This window comes from Desulfacinum hydrothermale DSM 13146, from assembly GCF_900176285.1.
In the GTDB taxonomy this organism is placed as follows: domain Bacteria; phylum Desulfobacterota; class Syntrophobacteria; order Syntrophobacterales; family DSM-9756; genus Desulfacinum; species Desulfacinum hydrothermale.
Genome location: NZ_FWXF01000003.1, coordinates 183,144 through 201,931 on the forward strand (window position 1 = coordinate 183,144; position 18,788 = coordinate 201,931).

14 protein-coding genes and 2 tRNA genes are annotated in these 18,788 nt (G+C 62.7%); 9 read left to right on the forward strand and 7 right to left on the reverse strand.

The annotated features are described in order from the left end of the window. Window positions 1-137: 137 nt before the first annotated feature. The 4 genes from B9A12_RS04600 to B9A12_RS04620 form a co-directional block, all read right to left on the reverse strand. Complete coding sequence (locus B9A12_RS04600; RefSeq protein ID WP_084056706.1) at window positions 138-368, reverse strand: hypothetical protein; 231 nt, start codon at window positions 366-368, stop codon at window positions 138-140. An 83-nt stretch (window positions 369-451) separates the two neighbouring features. Continuing rightward, window positions 452-1,099, reverse strand: a complete 648-nt coding sequence (locus tag B9A12_RS04605) for a zinc-ribbon domain-containing protein (protein ID WP_084056707.1) — start codon at window positions 1,097-1,099, stop codon at window positions 452-454. 109 nt (window positions 1,100-1,208) lie between these two features. Further along, a complete protein-coding gene (locus tag B9A12_RS16640; RefSeq protein WP_139796488.1) occupies window positions 1,209-1,811 on the reverse strand; it encodes a hypothetical protein in 603 nt (200 codons plus the stop codon). Window positions 1,812-2,274: 463 nt separating this feature from the next. Further along, window positions 2,275-2,351, reverse strand: a tRNA-Pro gene (locus tag B9A12_RS04620). A 296-nt stretch (window positions 2,352-2,647) separates the two neighbouring features. On the opposite strand from B9A12_RS04620, the gene uvrC reads away from it, so the two are divergent. Beyond that, the gene (uvrC, locus tag B9A12_RS04625; protein WP_084056710.1) at window positions 2,648-4,582 is read left to right on the forward strand and encodes an excinuclease ABC subunit UvrC; all 1,935 of its coding nucleotides are present in this window, start codon (window positions 2,648-2,650) and stop codon (window positions 4,580-4,582) included. A gap of 280 nt (window positions 4,583-4,862) precedes the next feature. Here uvrC and B9A12_RS04630 read toward each other — a convergent pair whose 3' ends face one another. Further along, entirely contained in the window at window positions 4,863-5,408 is a 546-nt protein-coding gene (locus B9A12_RS04630; protein ID WP_170920343.1) for a DciA family protein, read from the reverse strand. Between the two features lie 383 nt (window positions 5,409-5,791). Between B9A12_RS04630 and B9A12_RS04635 the strand changes: the two genes are divergently transcribed. Beyond that, window positions 5,792-5,868: transfer RNA gene (locus tag B9A12_RS04635), tRNA-Arg, on the forward strand. A gap of 23 nt (window positions 5,869-5,891) precedes the next feature. Here B9A12_RS04635 and B9A12_RS04640 read toward each other — a convergent pair. Together B9A12_RS04640 and B9A12_RS04645 are read right to left on the reverse strand one after the other, a co-directional pair. Further along, on the reverse strand, window positions 5,892-6,263 hold the full coding sequence (locus tag B9A12_RS04640; RefSeq protein ID WP_170920344.1) for a response regulator: 372 nt from the start codon (window positions 6,261-6,263) through the stop codon (window positions 5,892-5,894). Next, on the reverse strand, window positions 6,256-8,217 hold the full coding sequence (locus B9A12_RS04645) for a sensor histidine kinase (RefSeq protein ID WP_170920345.1): 1,962 nt from the start codon (window positions 8,215-8,217) through the stop codon (window positions 6,256-6,258). The genes B9A12_RS04640 and B9A12_RS04645 overlap by 8 nt, the downstream gene beginning before the upstream one ends. Window positions 8,218-8,475: 258 nt before the next feature. On the opposite strand from B9A12_RS04645, the gene B9A12_RS04650 reads away from it, so the two are divergent. The 7 genes from B9A12_RS04650 to B9A12_RS04680 all read left to right on the forward strand — a co-directional run bounded on the left by B9A12_RS04650 (window position 8,476) and on the right by B9A12_RS04680 (window position 18,710). Continuing rightward, a complete protein-coding gene (locus tag B9A12_RS04650) occupies window positions 8,476-9,522 on the forward strand; it encodes an AAA-type ATPase lid domain-containing protein (protein ID WP_084056714.1) in 1,047 nt (348 codons plus the stop codon). A gap of 219 nt (window positions 9,523-9,741) precedes the next feature. Continuing rightward, the gene (locus B9A12_RS04655; protein WP_170920346.1) at window positions 9,742-10,359 is read left to right on the forward strand and encodes a response regulator; all 618 of its coding nucleotides are present in this window, start codon (window positions 9,742-9,744) and stop codon (window positions 10,357-10,359) included. A gap of 442 nt (window positions 10,360-10,801) precedes the next feature. Beyond that, a complete protein-coding gene (locus B9A12_RS04660) occupies window positions 10,802-11,527 on the forward strand; it encodes an HAD family hydrolase (RefSeq protein ID WP_170920347.1) in 726 nt (241 codons plus the stop codon). A 193-nt stretch (window positions 11,528-11,720) separates the two neighbouring features. Next, complete coding sequence (locus tag B9A12_RS04665; RefSeq protein WP_170920348.1) at window positions 11,721-12,914, forward strand: M24 family metallopeptidase; 1,194 nt, start codon at window positions 11,721-11,723, stop codon at window positions 12,912-12,914. A gap of 747 nt (window positions 12,915-13,661) precedes the next feature. Further along, window positions 13,662-14,489 carry a 4Fe-4S binding protein gene (locus B9A12_RS04670; protein WP_170920349.1) on the forward strand — a complete coding sequence of 276 codons (828 nt, stop codon included), beginning with the start codon at window positions 13,662-13,664 and terminating at the stop codon, window positions 14,487-14,489. Window positions 14,490-14,532: 43 nt separating this feature from the next. Continuing rightward, window positions 14,533-16,641, forward strand: a complete 2,109-nt coding sequence (locus tag B9A12_RS17760; RefSeq protein WP_084056719.1) for a hydrogenase iron-sulfur subunit — start codon at window positions 14,533-14,535, stop codon at window positions 16,639-16,641. Between the two features lie 347 nt (window positions 16,642-16,988). Then, a complete protein-coding gene (locus tag B9A12_RS04680; RefSeq protein ID WP_084056720.1) occupies window positions 16,989-18,710 on the forward strand; it encodes a 4Fe-4S binding protein in 1,722 nt (573 codons plus the stop codon). Window positions 18,711-18,788: the final 78 nt, after the last annotated feature.

Here is an 18,788-nt window from a genome sequence, read left to right on the forward strand (position 1 = left end):
GCTTATGGCCGGGGGGCTTCCGCGCCTTTCTTCTTCACGTTCACACGCTCTGGCGGCAGGCCAGCCGGCCAAATAGGCGCCCCGGATGGAGACGAGGGCAGGGTTGGGGAAAAGGCGGTGAGAAAAGAGCGCGGTCTTCAATGGGGGCTGCCGTTGAACAGGCTCAGGGGCTTCTCGCTTCCGTATGTCATTCGAATCTCTTCCAATAATTGGTTGGTGGCCTGTTCAATGCGGAAGATGTCGTTCTCGTCCACCGTATCGTCCGATACATGCCGCAGGGATTCCTTCAAGCGCTGAAACTGCTGAATGATTTCCGGGCGAATCTTGCCCTCGCCCAGTTTGTGATCCAGCTCCAGGATCGTGGTCACGCAGCTTTCGATACGCGCCCGAAAGTGTTTGGAGCGTCCGTCCTTCTTGCTCCGCTTGAAGAGTTTCTTCCACTTTGGCCCGATCAGATCTGCCCCCTTTCGTTCAGCGCGTCCTGAAACACGCGGTAAAATTTCTTCTTGCTCTTGAGCTCCCGCTCCAGGAGCATCTTGCCCCTTTCCAGATCGTTGGGATGAATGACCAGATCCACCTGCCTGCGAAAGGCGGCAAAGGAGTCCATGCTCCGTTCATGCTCCGTGAGCAGGCAGAAGAAGGATTCTCTTTTCTGAGCCATGGAAAGATGTTGCACAAACCCCAGCAGCACGCGGGCTCGGTCGTCCGCTCCGGTGGGTTCCTCCAGGATCACCAAATCGTAGCCGCCATGGCGTAGGCGGCGAACCGCCCGGTCCGGATCCGGTTCCGTAATGGGCCCAAATCCCATCTCCGAAACGAGCTGTTCCAGCTTCCCCGCCCGATCCGAATCTCCGGTGCAGATAAGCGCGGTCCTGCCTCCCTCGTGGAGAGCATCCAGGAACAGATCTTCGTCCAGGTCCTCCGGCTCCAGGGCCTGCGGAGGCACCTCCAAGGGGGCCCGTTCCTGGGACTTGGAAGATTTCACCAGATTGGCATGCTGGCATCTGGGGCAGACGACCCGCACCGCTTTGCCCGCCGGTATCTTTTCATCCGGCACATTGATCGAGGACTTACATCCTTCGCACGTGATCTTCACCATCACCTCGACGTTCGGATTCGGAATGTACCATCGCTTAGCCAAAGGATGCGCTTTTGGGTTGTTTTATGCCAAGAAGTCCACCAAGGTCAATACGTGCAGCGCGACGCCCTCAGCCAAGGCCATTGAAACCTTCGCGGGTCAGCAACCCGTAGGCATGGGGAGGGCCAACCTCTTGCCTGAGCCAGGTCAGGTTGTGCAGGATCAGGCGCATCTCCTGGAGCATCTCCTGGGCGGACGGATTTCGGCGTGCCATCCTTTTCAGGCGAGCTTCCTGCACCCTTCTTCGCGGAAACATCCACGCATCCAGGATGGGCTCCCACGTGAGCCCCGTCTCCGACCATGAGACAGCACACGCGCTCAGACCGTCACGTTCCCCGCCCACATCCCATCCGGCCAGAACAACGATCAAGGGGCCGTTCACCTCTTCTTCGCGTCGGAACACCTCCCCGCCCTGTGCCGCCTCAAGCAGTGCGGCGCCCACCACATCTTTCAGGCCTTGCACGTCCTGCCCACGGGCCCCTTCAACCCGCCTCCTCACACGCCCCACCGCCATCGGCCCCCCGGCCACCAACAGCACGCCGTGCGTCCCCAGCGGATAGAGTCTCCGGACGGCCACCACCTCCTTTTGGCCATCTTGGTGGACCCTCACGGCGCGACCGTCGGCGGCCAACGCCATGCCATTCCAGCCCACAGAAACGATCAATTGTCCCATGGCCCGTCCACCCGCTGATACATTCGCAAAAAGCGTGGGTACAGGAAGTGGCGGACAGCACCCGCCGCCCCGTGCCACCTCCGAACTTCTAACGCAGACCCAAAGGACCGGGCCACGAAAAAACGCCCGTCCCCCGCGTTCTCGGACAAGTTGCCCGGCCGCGGTGGCCGCCATAACCCTTTATCTCAAACCGGACAGCCTTCGAGTCCATCGATGGGGCCCCCTTCATGACCGATCGGAAGATCCGCCGCGGCACTTCGGGCTGCTGAAAGCGGCGGACATCGAGCGCGGCATGGCCCCGAAGGTAGCGGGCAAGGTCCCCTTCTCCTCCACGGCGGATCTGGCCCGGAAGGTAAGGCAGATCCTGGACGCATCAAAAGATACCGGCGCGTGCATCCACCATCTACGGCCCGGGCACAACAAAAAAGCCGCCCCGTTTCAGGGCGGCTTTTTTCCCATTCTCTGGTCGGGACGACTGGATTTGAACCAGCGACCTCTGCGTCCCGAACGCAGCGCTCTACCAAACTGAGCCACGTCCCGACCGACGGAGCCCTTCTAGCAAAAAAGCTTTCGCCTGTCCAGTCTTTTCGCCCCTGCCTTCAAACCCACCTTCAGGCCGCCTCCGCTCACGCTAAACGCCCGCAGCTGCTCCCGGGTCGGTCGCCCTTCTCGGATTGGCACCGAAGTGTTATAGGATCGTGGTCGAGAAGCCACCCGACGGCCCGACGGGAAAGGCCGTGAGGAAACGGCGCGGGGGCCTTCTTCATCCTGGCACAACGGCGTGGCACGGGAACCAAGATGCCCACCCGGTCTGTAGAAATGAAGTTTCGGATCTCATGAAAGTGAAGCAGGAAGAGGAAATCGAAAGTACCCGGAAAGAGCCTCGGACCCTGGAGTCGGAACACCGCGGGGAGGACGACAGCCCGGAACAGCCCCTCCAGGTGGACCTTGAGACCTTTCCCCATCTGCCCGGTGTCTACCTTTTCAAGGCCTCCACCGGACAGGTGCTCTACGTGGGCAAGGCCCGCGACCTGCGCAAGCGCGTGGCCAGCTACTTCCGCCCCCAACACTCCCTGCCCCTCAAGACCCAGGCCCTGGTGCGCCGGGCCTCCCGGCTGGACTTCGTGGTGACCCGAACGGAAAAGGAGGCCCTCCTTCTGGAGTCCAGCCTCATCAAGCGGCACCGGCCCCGTTACAACGTGATCCTTCGGGACGACAAGAATTATCCCGCCCTGAAGATCGACCTTCGGGAGCCCTTTCCCAGGCTTCAAATCGTGCGCCGCTTTCAGAAGGATGGAGCTCTCTATTTCGGCCCCTACCACTCCGCCCATTCCCTGCGGGAGACTCTCAAGGTGCTCAACCGCATCTTTCCTCTGCGTCAGTGCAAGTCCAAGAAGCTCCTGGCCAGAAAACGGCCGTGTCTCAACTATTCTCTCGGGCGATGCCTGGGAGCCTGCGCGGGAAAGGTCACGGAACAGGAATACCGGCGGATGGTGGACGAGGTGATCCTCTTCCTGCGGGGAAAGACGGATCGGCTGCAGAAACAGATCCGCAAAAGCATGCAGGAAGCCGCCGAGGCCCTGGACTTTGAGCGCGCCGCTCTCTACAGGGATCGCCTCCAGGCGGTGGAAGAGATGCTGGAGGCCCAAGTGGTGGTCTCCGAGCGCATGGTGGACCAAGACGTGCTGGGGCTTCACCTTCAGAACGATTCCGCCCACATAGCCGTTCTCTTCGTCCGTCATGGAGCCATCGTGGGACAGCGGGATTATTCCTTCCGACAGGTGGAGGAACAGCCGGAAGAACTTCTGGAAACCTTTCTTCAGCAGTTCTACGCCGAGGGAAGACTCATCCCCCGCGAGATCCTGGTTCCGTCCCTGCCCGCCGGACATCAGGTCCTGAGCGAATGGCTCTCAGATCTTTCGGGCCGCAAGGTTCGGATCTGGGCGGCTCAACGGGGAAGCCGCCGCGCCCTCTTGGACCTGGCCCAGCGCAACGCCATGGAGCGGGCCAAGGCCCGCACGGCCGCACCCGAAGCCGCCCACGCCCTGCTCACACGCCTTCAGGCCCGCCTTCATCTGCCCCGCATCCCCCACACCATCGCTTGCGTGGACATCTCGAACCTCCAGGGACGCCACGCCGTGGGATCGGTGGTGGTCTTCTTCAAGGGGCAACCGCGCTACGCAGACTATCGCCGGTTCCGGATCCGGACCAAGACGGAACCGGATGATCCGGCCATGATGGCCGAAACGGTGGAGCGCCTCCTGGAAAAGGAAAGAGCGCTGGCCCGGCGCCTGGATCTGCTCTTGCTCGACGGCGGCAAGAGCCAGCTCAATCGAATCCTGGCCCTTCTGGATGAAAAGGGCTGGAGGGAGCAACTCCCCGTGGCGGCCTTTGCCAAGGAAAGGCAGAAGGACCTGGGCCAAGAGGGCCGAGGCCTCTACGAAAAGGTTTACCTGCCGGGGAGAAAAGACCCCCTCTTCTTGACCCGCCATCCGGAGGTGCTCCATCTCCTGCAAAGGATCCGCGACGAGGCGCACCGCTACGCCATCTCCGGCTATCAGCGGCGCCACCAAAAGGAGCTCCTCTCCTCCGAGTTGGACCAGATCCCCGGCGTGGGCCCCAAGCGAAGGCAGACCCTGCTCAAGCACTTCGGCGATGTGGAAGCCATTCGCCGTGCGGGATTGGAAGAACTGGCCCGGGTGCCCGGCATGCCGCGCCGCCTGGCGGAAAGGATCCACGGCCACTTCCACGGAGCCGGAAAAGCCCCCTGAGGAGCGTGTCCGAAAATGGCCTTTCGCCTTTTTGTGGCTTTCTGACCAGTTGAAATTTCACTGGCCCCGTGGTGCTTTTTGAATCCTCAGACAGCCTTGGTGGGGCGGGTTCCGAACCCGCCCCACCAAGGCTCAAAAAACATCACTTGGCACAGTTGCATCGCATTTGTCAGAAAGGCCAAGGGGCCATTGTCAGACACCCTTCGGAGGTGAAGAGTCGCTGGGTGGCAAGCCTGGACGACGCTCTTTTCATGAGCGCCTGCGGCCTTGGAACGGTTCGTCACGTCTTGGCGGAGTCGGCCTCGGCGGGGGTGAGCCGGAGCAAGCGCTCGCCCATCTTTTTCAGTTCCGGGTCTGAAAGCGATGCCAGCAGTTTCTTTTCCTCAGGGGTCAGGGGACGCAACGTGGGCTTTTTCCGTCTGCGGGGCACCTTCTTCGACTTGATCTTCTGAAGACGCCGATAGTTCGCGTCCAGCTCGGGATTCAGCTCTTCCACCTCGCCCACTCGCACCGCGATCTGCCGGACCACCTCCTTTTTCCACAAGGCGTTGATTCTTTCGCGCAGAGCCTCCTTATTGATTTCCAGGTGGTGCTTCCACACACCGTCCCGGGCCACGATCACGAGGCGTCCATTCTTGAGGGATCGTGGCACCGTGTGCCGGGCCACGTGCTCCCCCACCAGATCTTTCCAGTCGCCCAGTGGATTTGAAGCGAAGGACGGATGGCGCGCAAGGACTTCCTTAACGAATGCGCGAAGGGGCTCCGCTTGGATCTTGGCCCTCGACGCCCGTTCCTCTTCCGGAGATCTCCAATCCATCTCTTCCATGCCTCTTCCAGGTATCCCCCACGCACAGCGCCGGAAAAGGGGATCCTGGGGCGGCCCCCATGTCAGGACCACTTTTGCTTGCATTCACACCATCATAAGATGCCTGCCATTGCCCCTGCAGCCTGCTTCAACCCAGAATGCTCACAATATACCTCAGCCGGTCCCTTAGCGCCCAGCCCCTGACGTGGCCTCCCCCTGTCGCAGACCCACAAACGCCCCCAGGGATCGGTGCGCCGGTGGCATCCTGCGTTGTGCGGGTCCAGGTGTTGGCACATGGGGCTTTTGCCCAGGAAACGATGGATGGCGCTCAGCCTTGGACATCTTCCCGCCGCGATTGACACCACCCCCAGGCTGTGCTATGGACGGTCTGCTTTTCAACTCCCGCCCCCGTAGCTCAGGAGGATAGAGCACAGGATTCCTAATCCTGGTGTCGCAGGTTCGAATCCTGCCGGGGGCACCAGCCTGTCCATGTTCCACGCCATTTCATCGGCCGCCCAGGGCGGTGTTGAGCGCCGCCAGCAGCTCCTTCGGCGTAAAGGGCTTGGCAAGCAGCACCGACGCGCCTTTGCGATAGCCTTCCTCGATGGTTTCCGGCGTGGAAAAGCCGGTCATCATCACAATGGGCAGATCCGGACGATTCTCCAGAACCCATCCCACCAGATGCATCCCATCCCGGCGCGGCATTTTGAGATCCAGCACCAGAGCCCGGAAGCTCCGGCCGGGAAGCCTTTCCAGCGCCTCGTCCACGGAGGCGGCCAGCACCACGTCATAGCCCACCGTCTCCAACACCATCCGGCAGCTTTGGAGCACGATGGGATCATCGTCCACCACCAGGATCGAGTCTTTTTCACTCACGCGCATCATCCCGTTGAAGAGGCAGCCACACGGTAAAGGTCGTTCCGCTGCCCACCGCTGTATTGACGAATATCCGCCCGCCGTGCCGCGCCACGATCCCGTAGGACACGGACAAGCCCAGGCCCGTTCCCTGCCCCACCTGCTTGGTGGTGAAGAAGGGATCGAAGAGCTTTCCCATGTGCTCTTCGGGGATCCCGCAACCGGTGTCCACCACGCTGACGCTCACCCCCGGCCTTTCCCCGCCGTCCTGGTCCGGGCGGCTCTCCGTGCGGCTTGTCACCGTGATGGTCCCGCCCGCTGCCGTGGCATCCAGGGCGTTGATCAACAGGTTCATGAAGACCCCGCGCATCTGCTCCGGATCCACCACCAATGGGGGCAAGGACTCGGCAAGCAGACACTTCAATTCCACTCCTTTGATGAGAGCCTGGTTCTCCATGAGAGCCACGGTGGAAAGAATGAGCCGATTGAGGTCCGTGGGCTCCGGATGCAGCGCCGTCTGGCGGGAAAAGTCCAACAGGCCCTTGACGATCTTTCGAACCCGTTCGGTGGCGTCGGCAATGGTCTTGAGCCCCTCACGCACATCATCCGGCAGGTCTTGGCGATCCATGAACAGGTGGCTGAAGGTGAGCACACCCGTCAGGGGGTTGTTGATTTCATGGGCCACGCCGGCTGCCAAACGCCCCACGCTGGCCTGCTTCTGGGCCAAGAAGAGCTTGTCTTCCGTTTCCTGGCGCTGGCGGTTTTCCCGCTCCCGAATGGACGCCAGCATGTCCTTGAAGGTCTTCTGGAGCACCCCCAGCTCGGAGTGGGACACGGGCTCGATCTGGGGCGACAGGTCCCCTTGGGAGACCTGTCGGGCCGCCTTGATGAGTTGATGCACCGGCCACATGATCCGACGCTCCAGGATGGATCCCATCACGATGGCCGTGCTAATCCCCAACAGGCTCATGGCCATGAAGGTGAGCAAGGCCTTGTTGCGCACATCCACGTAAGGCCGTTCGGGAACACCCACACAGAGCATGCCGATGCGGTCCCCTGTAGCGGCATCCGTCAGGGGCTCATAGGAGGTCATGAACCAATCCCCCACCACCCAGGCACGCCCCACCCAAGATCGCCCTTCCTCCAGCACCTGCCGGGAGACGTCCTCCTGGGCTCGGGTTCCTTCAGCGTGCCCTCCATCGGCCAGCCTCACGTTGGTGGCGATGCGAAGATCGCCAAGAAAAAGGGTCACCGTACCCTGGGGCCGGCCGCCTTCGGCTCTGCGAAAGACCGTGTCTCGAATGCGATCCATCAGCTCCGCATTGCCGTTGACCAGGACGGCCCCATAGGCCACCCCCCAAAGGGCGTCACCGTGGAAGACGGGAACGGCCGCCGCCAGGAGCATCCCCTCTTCCACGAACGCCTGGCCGTTTTCCCCAGGCCGGCCCTTTCCCGCCGAAAAGATGGGAACCCGTGCCCGATGGGCCAGCATGGGGTTCTCTTCCGCAAGCCAGGCCACAGGGATCACCACCGGCCCGGCCACCGCCCGTTCATTTCTGAGCACCGGGCCCACCAGGGGATGATCCGTATAGTCGGTCGCCACGGGAAAGGGGTCGGGGCCGATCCGCGCCACCACGCGACCGCGCACATCCACCACCCCGCACATATCCAAGTCCGCCTTCTGCGCCAGGTTTTCCAGCAGGCGCAACAACCGCACCGGTCTTTCGTCATCGGCGGACATGGTCCAGCCCATGTCCCCGAGGGCGGCTTCCAGCCCCAGCTGGACCTGGTGCACCTGGTCGTCCACCATGAGGCGGGCGGCATTGAGATCGGTCTCGATACGTCCCGAAGCCTCGCTCACATAGGCCTGGTACAGTAGATGGGCCCCCACGATGAGCGACGTCATGCCGACCAGGAAGGAGACCCCCAGAAAGCTCACGATGAGTTTGGTGCGCGTCTTTTCCAAGATCTTCACGAAAGCATCTCTCCTAACTCGCCACGGCCACTTCATCCCGCCGCTGCGTGGACAAAAGGCCCTGCCGATCGTGCGGCCGTGGCGGCCCCATACGGGATAAGGATCCACCATAGGTGGAGATTATCCCATGAAAGGCGGAACCACCACAACTTTTCAGAAACACCACATGGCCATCTCCCGGCCGCTGGTGCACGAAATCAACAACGCCCTCACCGGCGTGACACCTATTCCAAACTGGCTTCCAGGAAGACCACCTCCATGGTTCCCCCCGTACTCCCGGAGTTTCTGGAATTGTTAACCCAGCTGGAACCCAGCGCCCAACGGTGGGCAGCCTTGGCCAAGGCCCTCTTGGATTACCTGCCCCAAACCCCCTTGGCCCGGGAGGCGGTGGACCTGACCGCTCTGGTGGAAAGATCCTTGAAAGAGTCCCTATCCCGACCAGACCCATTGGATCCCGCCCCGCTCCAGGTGGATGTGGACCTTCCCCGCCAACCGACCACGATCCTGGCCTGCCCCGGCCCGCTCCTTCGGGCGGTGCGGGCGCTGCTGACCAACGCCGTGGAGGCCGTCCAGGAAACCCCTGGGAAACGCCCTGCCCGGATCTCCATCGCATGGGGTACGGCCGGGGCCAGCGCCCGGATTCTGGTGGAGGATTCCGGACCGGGGATCCCCTCCCACCTGGTCGAGGACGTGCCTCTGTTGGCCGCCGCCTTCATGAAGCGGTTCAGCGATGAGTATGGGCGCGACTTTCAAAGGATCTCCCCAGCCGCCGTGGAGCGCATGCAGGCCTATTCCTGGCCGGGTAACGTCCGCGAACTGGAAAACACCATCGCTCGAGCCGTGGCCCTGCAAGCCGGTCCCACCCTGGAAGACTGGCACCTTCCCTTTCCGGAAGAACCGCGGGAGCCCTCCTGCCCGCACCAGGACCCCGAGCCGCTCAGCCTCCGGGAAGTGGAACAGCGCCACATCCACAAGATGCTGCAACGCCTCCAGTGGAACATCTCCCAAACCGCCCGGGTCCTGGAAATCGACCGGACCACGCTGCACAAAAAGATCAAAAGATACGGACTGAAGCCCTCCGGCCGCCCGGATGGAGGTCTTTCGCCACCCCTGTGGTGCATCGCCACACCTTCCCCTCCGAGCCTCGCCCCATGGACCGCTGCACAGAACGGCAGACCTTTAGGGATGCCCTCCTGTGGCGTTTTCCCACATCCTTGGGCCTCGCCCCCGTCCCCTTCTCTTCCGATCTGCAGGCCCTGGACAGCCGACGCCCGCCCGCACCCCCTTTCACCAGGCCCTTTTTGACCACGCTTCCCACCAGGTGTGTGGGCCAGGCTTTCCGCGGTTCGGCCCCTTCGGGCACCGGGATGTGAAAGATTTTTTCAGCGCCTCGGGCCAGGTGGTTCGGCATTTTGGCACACATCATGCTTCTAAGGTCGGCCACCAAGAGAGGCCGCAACGCCTCCACCCATGACAATCGGAACCCACTTTCGCCTTCGGGCGGAAAAGAAAGGAGAACGGGCTATGTTGAACGCACTGGTGATCGACGATGAACACATTGTGTTGGATTCCATCGCCTCCATTTTGAGGGGAGAAAACTTTTCCGTGGATTTGTCCCGGGACGGACGTCAGGGTCTGGACCGTGCGCTTCGCCGAAACTACGACGTGGTCCTCACGGACATCCGCATGCCGGAGATGGACGGCCTCCATGTGCTCAAGCGGATCAAGCAGACCAAGCCCCATGTGCCGGTCGTCGTCATCACGGGATACGGCTCCGTGGACTCGGCGGTGGACGCCATGAAATCGGGCGCCGCCAACTACCTGGAAAAGCCCTTCACCCCCCGCCAGATCATCGACGCGGTGGTACAGGCCGTGGGGCTTCGAAAAGATCATCCCTTCTGCGCCGACCCCATCGTCCACCCCTATGAAGTGGAGCGGGTGCTCACCCAGGCGGCCAACGACCATGAAAAGGCCCGCTCGCTCCTTCAGGACGGCTCCAAGGCCCTGCCCGAGCGACTCACCACGGCGGAAAGGTGCGCCATCCTCTCGGGCGACATCGCCTGGCTCGAACAGCGCCTGGGAACGCTCACGGGAGAAGAACGCAGCGTGCTGGAATCCCGCCTGAGCGCAGAGATCTGGTGATCCAAGCGCGGGGCAGACGGGCCGAGTGGCGCTCCCCCTGCCCCTTTTTCCAGCGATCCTTGCACCTCCCCTGGTGCAGCCCCCCACCCATGCGCCCCCACCCCGGGAGACTGTCCGAAAACGACCAGATTGCCACCTGCGGACCCGTGCGGTCGGCCTGGCCAGCCTTGTAGGGGCGGGTTCGGAACCCGCCCCTACAAGGCTGCATGAGAATTCAAATCGCGAAATCGGGCCGAGATGTAGGGGCACGGCGGCGCCGTGCCCCTACGACCCATGGGAACCGGACAGCTGATGGGCTGCAAGAGCGGCCGTTTTTCCTACTCGTGATGGCGCGTCCGGGCTCAATTGCAAAATGCCCGTCTTCTGGTATCATGGCCCCGGTGAACGCTCTTGGACTGTTTTCCCAATCCATGCAAGTTTTTGGACAAAAGGAGCTTTCCACGTGCCCTCTCCAATGCATCCGTTGCGGGCCGTCATTTTCGATTTCGATGGCGTGGTGGTGGATTCCGAACCCCTCCATTACAAGGCCTTCATGCAGGTACTGGCCCCCTTCGGCCTGACGCACGATTATGCTGTGTACACGGAGCGATACATCGGCTTTGACGACCGGGACGCCTTTCGGGCCGTCTTCCAAGATGCCGGGCGCCCGCTTTCGCCGGAGCTCTTTGAGCGTCTGCTCCAGGAAAAGCAGGCGGCCTTCAAGCGTCTCGTCTCCCAGGACCTCCAAGCCTTTCCCGGCGTCCACCGTCTGGTGCGCGACCTTCACCGGGAGGGGTTGCCCCTGGCCATCGCATCGGGAGCCGTGAGAGACGAGATTGTACTCATGCTCCACACCCTGGGTCTGAAGGAGTATTTCCCCGTGCTGGTAACGGCGGATGACGTGGCCCACAGCAAGCCCGACCCGGAAAGCTACACCCTGGCCGTCAAGCGGCTCAGGGACCGGGGGGATCTGCCAACGACCTCTTCAGGCCCTCCGAACGGCTGCCTGGTGATCGAGGACACCCCCACGGGGATCGAGGCCGCCAAAGCCGCTGGGCTTTTTGTGGTGGGGGTGGCCCATTCGTTTTCCCAAGACGACCTGGGGCAAGCCGACCAGGTGGTTCCCGCCGTTTCGGATCTTTCCGTGGATCTCTTGCGATCCTTCATTGAGAAGGCCCGGGATCCATGATTCGTTCAAGGCGATGCGTCTGGCGCGATCGGGAATCAGGCCTCGGTCTGCGGCAAGGGCGGTCGGGGCTGCGAATCGGATCGCCGACCGCCCGGATCGTGTGCGGGAAGTCCCCGAACGACCTGAGGTTTCGTCAAGGCGCCCAAGACACGGGGCGAGTGCGACCATGAGCAGGACCTTGAGGGAGGAGACCATGCGGATCGTTCCGTCGGAAGAGATCGCCGGACGTCTTGTGACCTTTCAGGCAGGTCTCAAAAAGCTTGGCGTCCACGCCGCCATCCTGCGCCAGAACACCGACCTCTACTACTTCACGGGGACGGTCCAGGACGGCTACCTGATCGTTCCCGCCGAAGGCCAGCCCATCTTTGCCGTTCGGCGGGATGTGCAGCGCGCCCAACAACAGTCCCCCCTGCGTCCCATTCTTCCCCTCGGCAGTCTCAAGGAACTTCCCGGCCTGGTGGAAGAAGCCGTGGGCGTCCCGGCGCCGCGCACCTTGGGCCTGGAACTGGACGTTCTTCCCGCCGCCACCTTCTTTTTCTTCGATGAGAAGCTGTTGCCCAAGGATCACTTGGTGGACGTGGGGGGACTGATCCGACAGATCCGAATGGTCAAGTCGTCCTGGGAAATCTCCATGATGCGCGAGGCGGCTCGAATTTCCCATGCGGTGGCTCAGGCCGTTCCCGATCTTGCCCGGGAAGGCATGGGCGAATGGGAGCTCATGGCGGAGCTCCAGCGGGTGGCGCTTCTCAACGGGCATCTGGGCTTTTCACGGGTGCGGGCTTTCAACCTGGAAATCTTTTTCGGTCACATCCTTTCCGGGCCGGAAGCGGCCACGCCGTCTTACGCCGACGCCCCCACAGGAGGTGCCGGCATCAGCCCCGCCTTCGGCCAGGGATCGGGCAGGCGATCTCTCAAACGGGGCGATCTTCTCAGCGTGGACACCATGATGAACCACCACGGCTACCTGAACGATCAGACGCGCAACTTCAGCCTGGGGGCGCCCCACCCTGTCCTCCGAGACACCTACCGATTGTGCCGGGATCTTCACCAGTGGCTGCGGGAAAACGCGAAGCCCGGCGCCGTCACAGGCGAGCTTTACGATTCCGCCGTGGCCCTGGTGGAAAAGGCCGGCAAGCGCCGGCATTTCATGGGCCCCGAGGACAGCGGGGTTTCCTTTCTGGCCCACGGTCTGGGCTTGGAAGTGGACGAACTTCCCTTCATCGCGCGCGGTCAGAAGATGGTGCTGCAGGAAGGAATGACTCTGGCCTTCGAGCCCAAGTGGGCCTTTCCAGGCCTGGGTATCGTGGGCTATGAAAACACCTACGTGGTCACCCGGGACGGGCTGGATTCCCTCAATATCACCCCGGAAGACCTGGTGGTGATCTAGAACTTGCCGCTGTCCAAATAGATCTTTGAGGCCGTTTGGCGGGCTTCGGTGCGCGCCGTCCCGCGTGCCGGAAACGCCGGGGATGCGAAACAGAGCGGATTCTTCTTCGGCTCCTTATGGAAGCAGGCTGTCTGACAAGGGCCTCTTGGCCTTTCTGACAAATGCAATTCAACTGTGCCAGGCGATGTTTTTTGATCTTTGTAGCTGGGGCGGGTTCGGAACCCGCCCCTACCGCCGAAGGTTGGGCCGACAGCACGGGCCCTCAGGGAGCAACCTGGGCGTTCTCGGACAGGCTCGAAAGCCCTTTGTTCGGGAAGCTCCCACGAAGCTACGCCCCGGTGCTATGCGGTGTTTGGACTGTTTGAGGACAGCCCGCGCCAAACATGAGCGAGGATCAACGGGATGGACGCACACCAAAGCAACGACCCGGTGCCTCTCCAATTGACGTGCCTCTTTTGCGGCGGCGACGCCCGCATCCAAGGCCGGTGAGCCAACGCCCGAGTCGTCTGCAGGGCCTGTGGAATGGAAGTGCGCTTGGATGCCTATGGGGACCAGCTGGAGGCCTGGGTGGAAGCCGTGGGCCGCTGGTGTGAGAAGGAAAGCGAATAGGCCTTCGGGATCATCGCCCCCAGCACCAACGAAGCCTCGGGAATCTTCCAGGTCGCCCTTCCCATGAGAACTGTTTGTGTGCTAGAAAAAGACGTCGCCGATGAGACTTCAACCGCCGCCGGCTGCCCCCAAGAGGCCATGAAACGAGAAGACGCCCACAGGATCCTCTACAGCCTCCGCTTTTATCACCACACTTTGTCCTTGGAAATCGATCGCACGCAATGCATCCATTGCGATTTGTGCACCGTGACGTGCCCCCACCAGGCCATCTGGGTGGAGGCCGACGAGGACGGCCTGGAAGTCCATCTGGACGAGCGGCGTTGCGTGCTTTGCGAAGTCTGTGCCTACGTGTGCCCGGTGGAGGCCATTTCTCTGCGCTACGACGGCGAACCGAAGGAGCTTCTCCGCGGCTCGGGAGGGCTGCCCCCCATACCCCCCAAGCTGCACGTGGCCGTGGACCAGTGCCCGCATCGATGTGAGATCGTGGCGGAGGAAACCGAACACTGGTGTCGGCAGCAGCGCCGCCTGGTGGAAAACCGCCTGGAGGAGTGCCCCAAGTACTGTTTCCGTTGCGTGGAAACGTGTCCCCGGGGAGTGTACCAGGCCACCCCGGAAGGAACGGCGCCGGATCCCCGGGCATGCCTCCGCTGCATGCACTGCCTGGACACGTGCCAGTACGGGTCCATCCAGGTTCATCCGATCTTCCGCGGCCGGGTGCGCCTGGATGCCCACAAGTGCCCCGCGGACTGCAGCCTGTGCATCGATATCTGTCCGGTAAAGGTCATCGAACGCCGGGACGGCCACGTGACCCTGCTGCGCGATCGATGCGCCCTATGCGGAGCCTGCGCCAATATCTGCGATCAGGATGCGATCCAAGTGATACGGGAAGACATCTGCCTCATCCAAGAAAGGGAATGTGCCCTTTGGGATCGATTGAAACAAAGCCTTCTGGCGAGCGCCTCGTGAAGTGGTGCCGGGGGATGGTCCTACACACCCTCGAGGGGATGTCATGAGTCGAATCGGGATCTATATCTGCCATTGCGGCCGCAACATTGCCGGTGTCGTGGACGTGGAGGCCTTGCGCGAGCGCCTGGAGCAGGATCTGGGAGACCAGGTGCTCGTCAAGACCAACATGTTTTGCTGTGCCGAACCGGGACAAAAGGAGATCCAAGACGACATTCGCCAATGGGGTCTGGAGCGGGTCCTGGTGGCCGCCTGTTCTCCTCGCCTCCATGAACCCACCTTCCGTCGCACCATCACCCAAGCAGGGCTCAATCCCTATCTACTGGAAATGGCCAACATCCGCGAGCACTGCTCATGGGTGCACAGCGGCCGGGAGACCTTGCCCAAGGCCTATGATCTGATCCGCATGGGATTGGCCAAACTTCGTCTGGCGACCCCTCTGGAGGATCGGCTGGTGCCCGTCACGCGCCACGCCTTGGTGATCGGGGGAGGCGTCTCGGGGCTGAGCGCCGCGCTGGAACTGGCCGACTGCGGTGTTCCGGTGGTTCTGCTGGAACGGGAACAGCGCCTGGGAGGCCGCGCACTGGACTGGGGCATCGGGGTGCCGGGCACCGATCCCCTGGCCTGTTTCATCCGCCCGTTGGTGAGTCGAGCCTTGCTCCATCCCCTGGTGGATGTGCGCCTGGGCTGGACCCTGGAGAGCTTGGCCGGTTACGTGGGAAACTTTCAGGCCACGTTGCGCCATCATTCCCAGGAAGCGGTTCTGAAAACGGGGGCTGTGGTGGTGGCGTCCGGATTCGAGCCCTACCGCCCGGAAGAGGAACGCTATCCCCACGCGGCGCTGGAGCAGGTTCTCACCACGGTGGAACTGGAAAGGATGTTCAAGGAGGCCGCCGAAGCCCCCACGAAGCGCCCCGCCCCTTTGGACGGCGTGCGCCGGGTGGCCTTCCAGCAATGCGTGGGATCCCGCCTGCCATCGGATTACCCCCATTGTTCCAGGATCTGTTGCGCCGTGACCTTAAAGCAGGCCCTGGCCCTCCGCTCCCTGGGCATGGAGGTGACGGTCTACCACCAGGACATCCGCCTCTACGACAAGGACCAGGAAGAAGACCTCTACCGGGAGGCCCGGCGCCGAGGCGTCCTCTTCCAGCGCGGGCAGGTACTGGAGGTTTCCCCGGACGGAGACGGCGGACTGGTGGTCCAAGCCACGGACGACTTTCTGGGGCTCGTGACCCACAACCATGTGGATCGTCTCGTCCTGTCGGTGGGTTTGCGACCTCAGAGCGATGCGGAGACCTTGAGAAGCCAGGTCCGGATCGCCTCCAGCGAAGACGGCTTCTTCCTGGAGTCCCATCCCAAGCTGCATCCCTTGGAGACGGCCATCGAAGGGGTCTTTCTGGCCGGATCCTGTCAGAGCCCCAAGGACGTGCGGGAATCGGTGGCTTCCTCCGTGGGGGCCGCCGCCAAGGCCTTTCAACTGGTGCACCAGGACGTCCTGCGCCTGGATGGGATGGTGGCGCACATCGATCCGGAAACGTGCGTGGGATGCGGCACCTGCGTATCCCAATGCCCCTACCAGGCCATTGAGCTTTACGAAACGGCCGATGGGAAGCAGAAGGCGCGGGTGGAGCCGGCCCCTTGCAAGGGCTGCGGCGTCTGTGCCGGGAGCTGCCCCACGGGCGCTGCAGACCATCTGGGCTATTCCGACGCGGCGCTGCGGGCGGCCGTGGAAGCGGCGCTGGCCGAAAGGCCCCAGGAAAAGATCCTGGCGTTCTGTTGCAACTGGTGCGCCTATGCCGGTGCCGATGCGGCCGGCGTGGCGCGGCTGTCCTATCCGGAACGCGTGCGCATCGTCCGGATTCCCTGTTCCGGCCGGGTGAGCTCGCGCCTGGTTCTCCACGCCTTTCGTTGCGGAGCGGCCCGGGTATTGGTGGCGGGTTGTCATCCGCCCGGCGACTGCCACTACATCAATGGCAACTTGCGCTTCGAAAGCCGGGTGCCGCGCATCCGGCGGCTGCTGGCCAAGAAAGGCCACAACCCGGACCATTTCTCCTTGAAGTGGATTTCGGCCACGGAGGGCCCGGTCTTCCAGGAGACCATCCGCCGATTGGCAGAGGCTGTGGAAACGGAGGAGACGTCCCACGAGGCTGTCTGACAATGGCCTCTTGGCCTTTTGCGCCTTTCTGGCACATGCAATGCCACTGTGCCATGTGATGTTTCTTGAGCTTTGTAGGGGCGGGTTCGGAACCCGCCCCCACGGCGGCCTGGCCAGGCCGACCGCACGGGCCCGCCGGGAGCAATCTGGGCGTTCTCGGACACGCCCCCAGGAAAACACTGGGGATGAGCGCTTCTAGTGAAGACAGCACGCATTTCGTATGGTTTCAGGGATGTTGGCTGTTGCCGGACAACGTCCCGGCACGACAAGGCGAAAACGGTGATGGAAAGGACGAACCGCCCTTTCTCGGACCCTTTCCCAGTTCGCATCCCGGGAGAGCGTAACGCATGAATGCACCCAAGGTCATCTTGTGCCGATGCCCGGAACGCCACCCCCACGTGGATGTGGCCCGGGCGGCGTCCGTGCTCAACGCTTCGGGAGTCCCCACCCAGGTGGTGGAGCACTTCTGTGACCTTTCCACCCTGGAAGGACATCTCCATGCCTTTCGCAGCAGCCCGGTGGATGTTTTGGTGGGCGCCTGTTCCGGTTTCCTCTTGGGTCAAGTGCTGGATCTCTACTTCCAAGACAACCCCCAGGCTCGATGGATGATCCTGGACCTCAAGCAGGTGTCCGACGAAACCGCCTTGGCGGGCGTGGTTCAGTCCCATTGGCACTCCCGGTCGGGGCGGTCCCAGCCCAGCTGCCGCCCTCCCCTGCCCAACGGATCCGGGCCTTTCCCCCAAAGGTTTCGGGCCAAGCCCCCCCAACGGGTTGTGGTGATCGGTGGGGGTGTGGGCGGGTGTCAGGCGGCCTTGGATCTGGCCGGCATAGGCATTCCCGTGACCCTGGTGGAGGCGGATCTGTCCTTGGGCGGGCTCATGGCCAAGCTGGACAAGACCTTCCCCACATTGGATTGCTCCATTTGCATCCTGGGCCCCCGCCTGGTGGACACCATCTCCCACCCCCTCATCACGGTGATCCCTTCCAGCCGGGTCAGGCGGGTGAGCGGGACCCCGGGGAACTTTTTGGTGGAGATCGTGCAGCAGCCTCGCCACGTGGACATGGACAAGTGCACGGGCTGCGGGACCTGTACCGAAGTGTGCCCGGTGGTCATTCCCAGTCCCTGGAATGCCGGCCTTCGGCCTTCCAAGGCGGTGGGAATCGTCTTTGAACAAGCGGTTCCCTTGCGATCCGCCATCCAGAAGGATTACTGTATCGATTGCGGGCTGTGTGAGCAGGCGTGCGAGCGGGACGCGATCCGACTGACCGAGGCCCCCCAGAAACGGCGTCTGAACGCGGGAGCGATCATTGTGGCCCGGGGAGCCCAGCCCCTGGATGCCGCCCGGCTGGGCCCCTACGGTTACAACCATTACCCGGAGGTGCTCACCAACCTGGAATTTGAACGCCTGGTCTGTTCCACGGGGCCTACCCAGGGACGGCTCATCACCCCCAGCGGCCACTCGCCCGCCGCGGTGGCCTTCATCCAGTGCGCCGGCTCCCGGAACAGACGGTACCTGCCGTACTGCTCAGGCTACTGCTGCACGGCCAGTATCAAGGAGGCCATGCTGGTTCTGGAACACCAACCCTCCGCCCAGGTCACCATCTTTTACAACGATGTTCGGGCCACGGGAAAAAACTTCGAAGGCCTCTATGTACGGGCTCGGCAGAGGGGAATCCGGTTCATCAAGAGCCTTCCGGATCGGATCGAACGCGGTGACGATGGGCGCCTCCGGATCCACTACGAGGCGCCGGGCGGCGAAGGACGCCAGCAATGGAGCGCGGATCTGGCCGTTTTGGCCGTCGGTCTGGAAGCGGCCGAGGCCCAAGAAAATTGGGTGCTGCGCCGGCCTCCGCACTGGGACCGCTACGGGTTTTATAAGGAAGCCCACCACTGGGGGGGCATGGTGGCGGCCACCACCCCCGGTGTCTTCCTTGCCGGAAGCTGCCACGGCCCGCGAGACATCACCCAGACGGTGACGGAGGCCGGTGCCGCCGCTGGGGAAGCCGCGCGTTGGCTTCGCAAGACGGGGGCCCTGGCGGCCCGGCGGAAAGAAGAAGCGCAGAGTTGAGCACCACATCGGCGCAAGACGTTACCGTGGGGTCAGCAGTCCCGAGTCCGGGCAAAGACGGCCCTGGAACAGGGATCA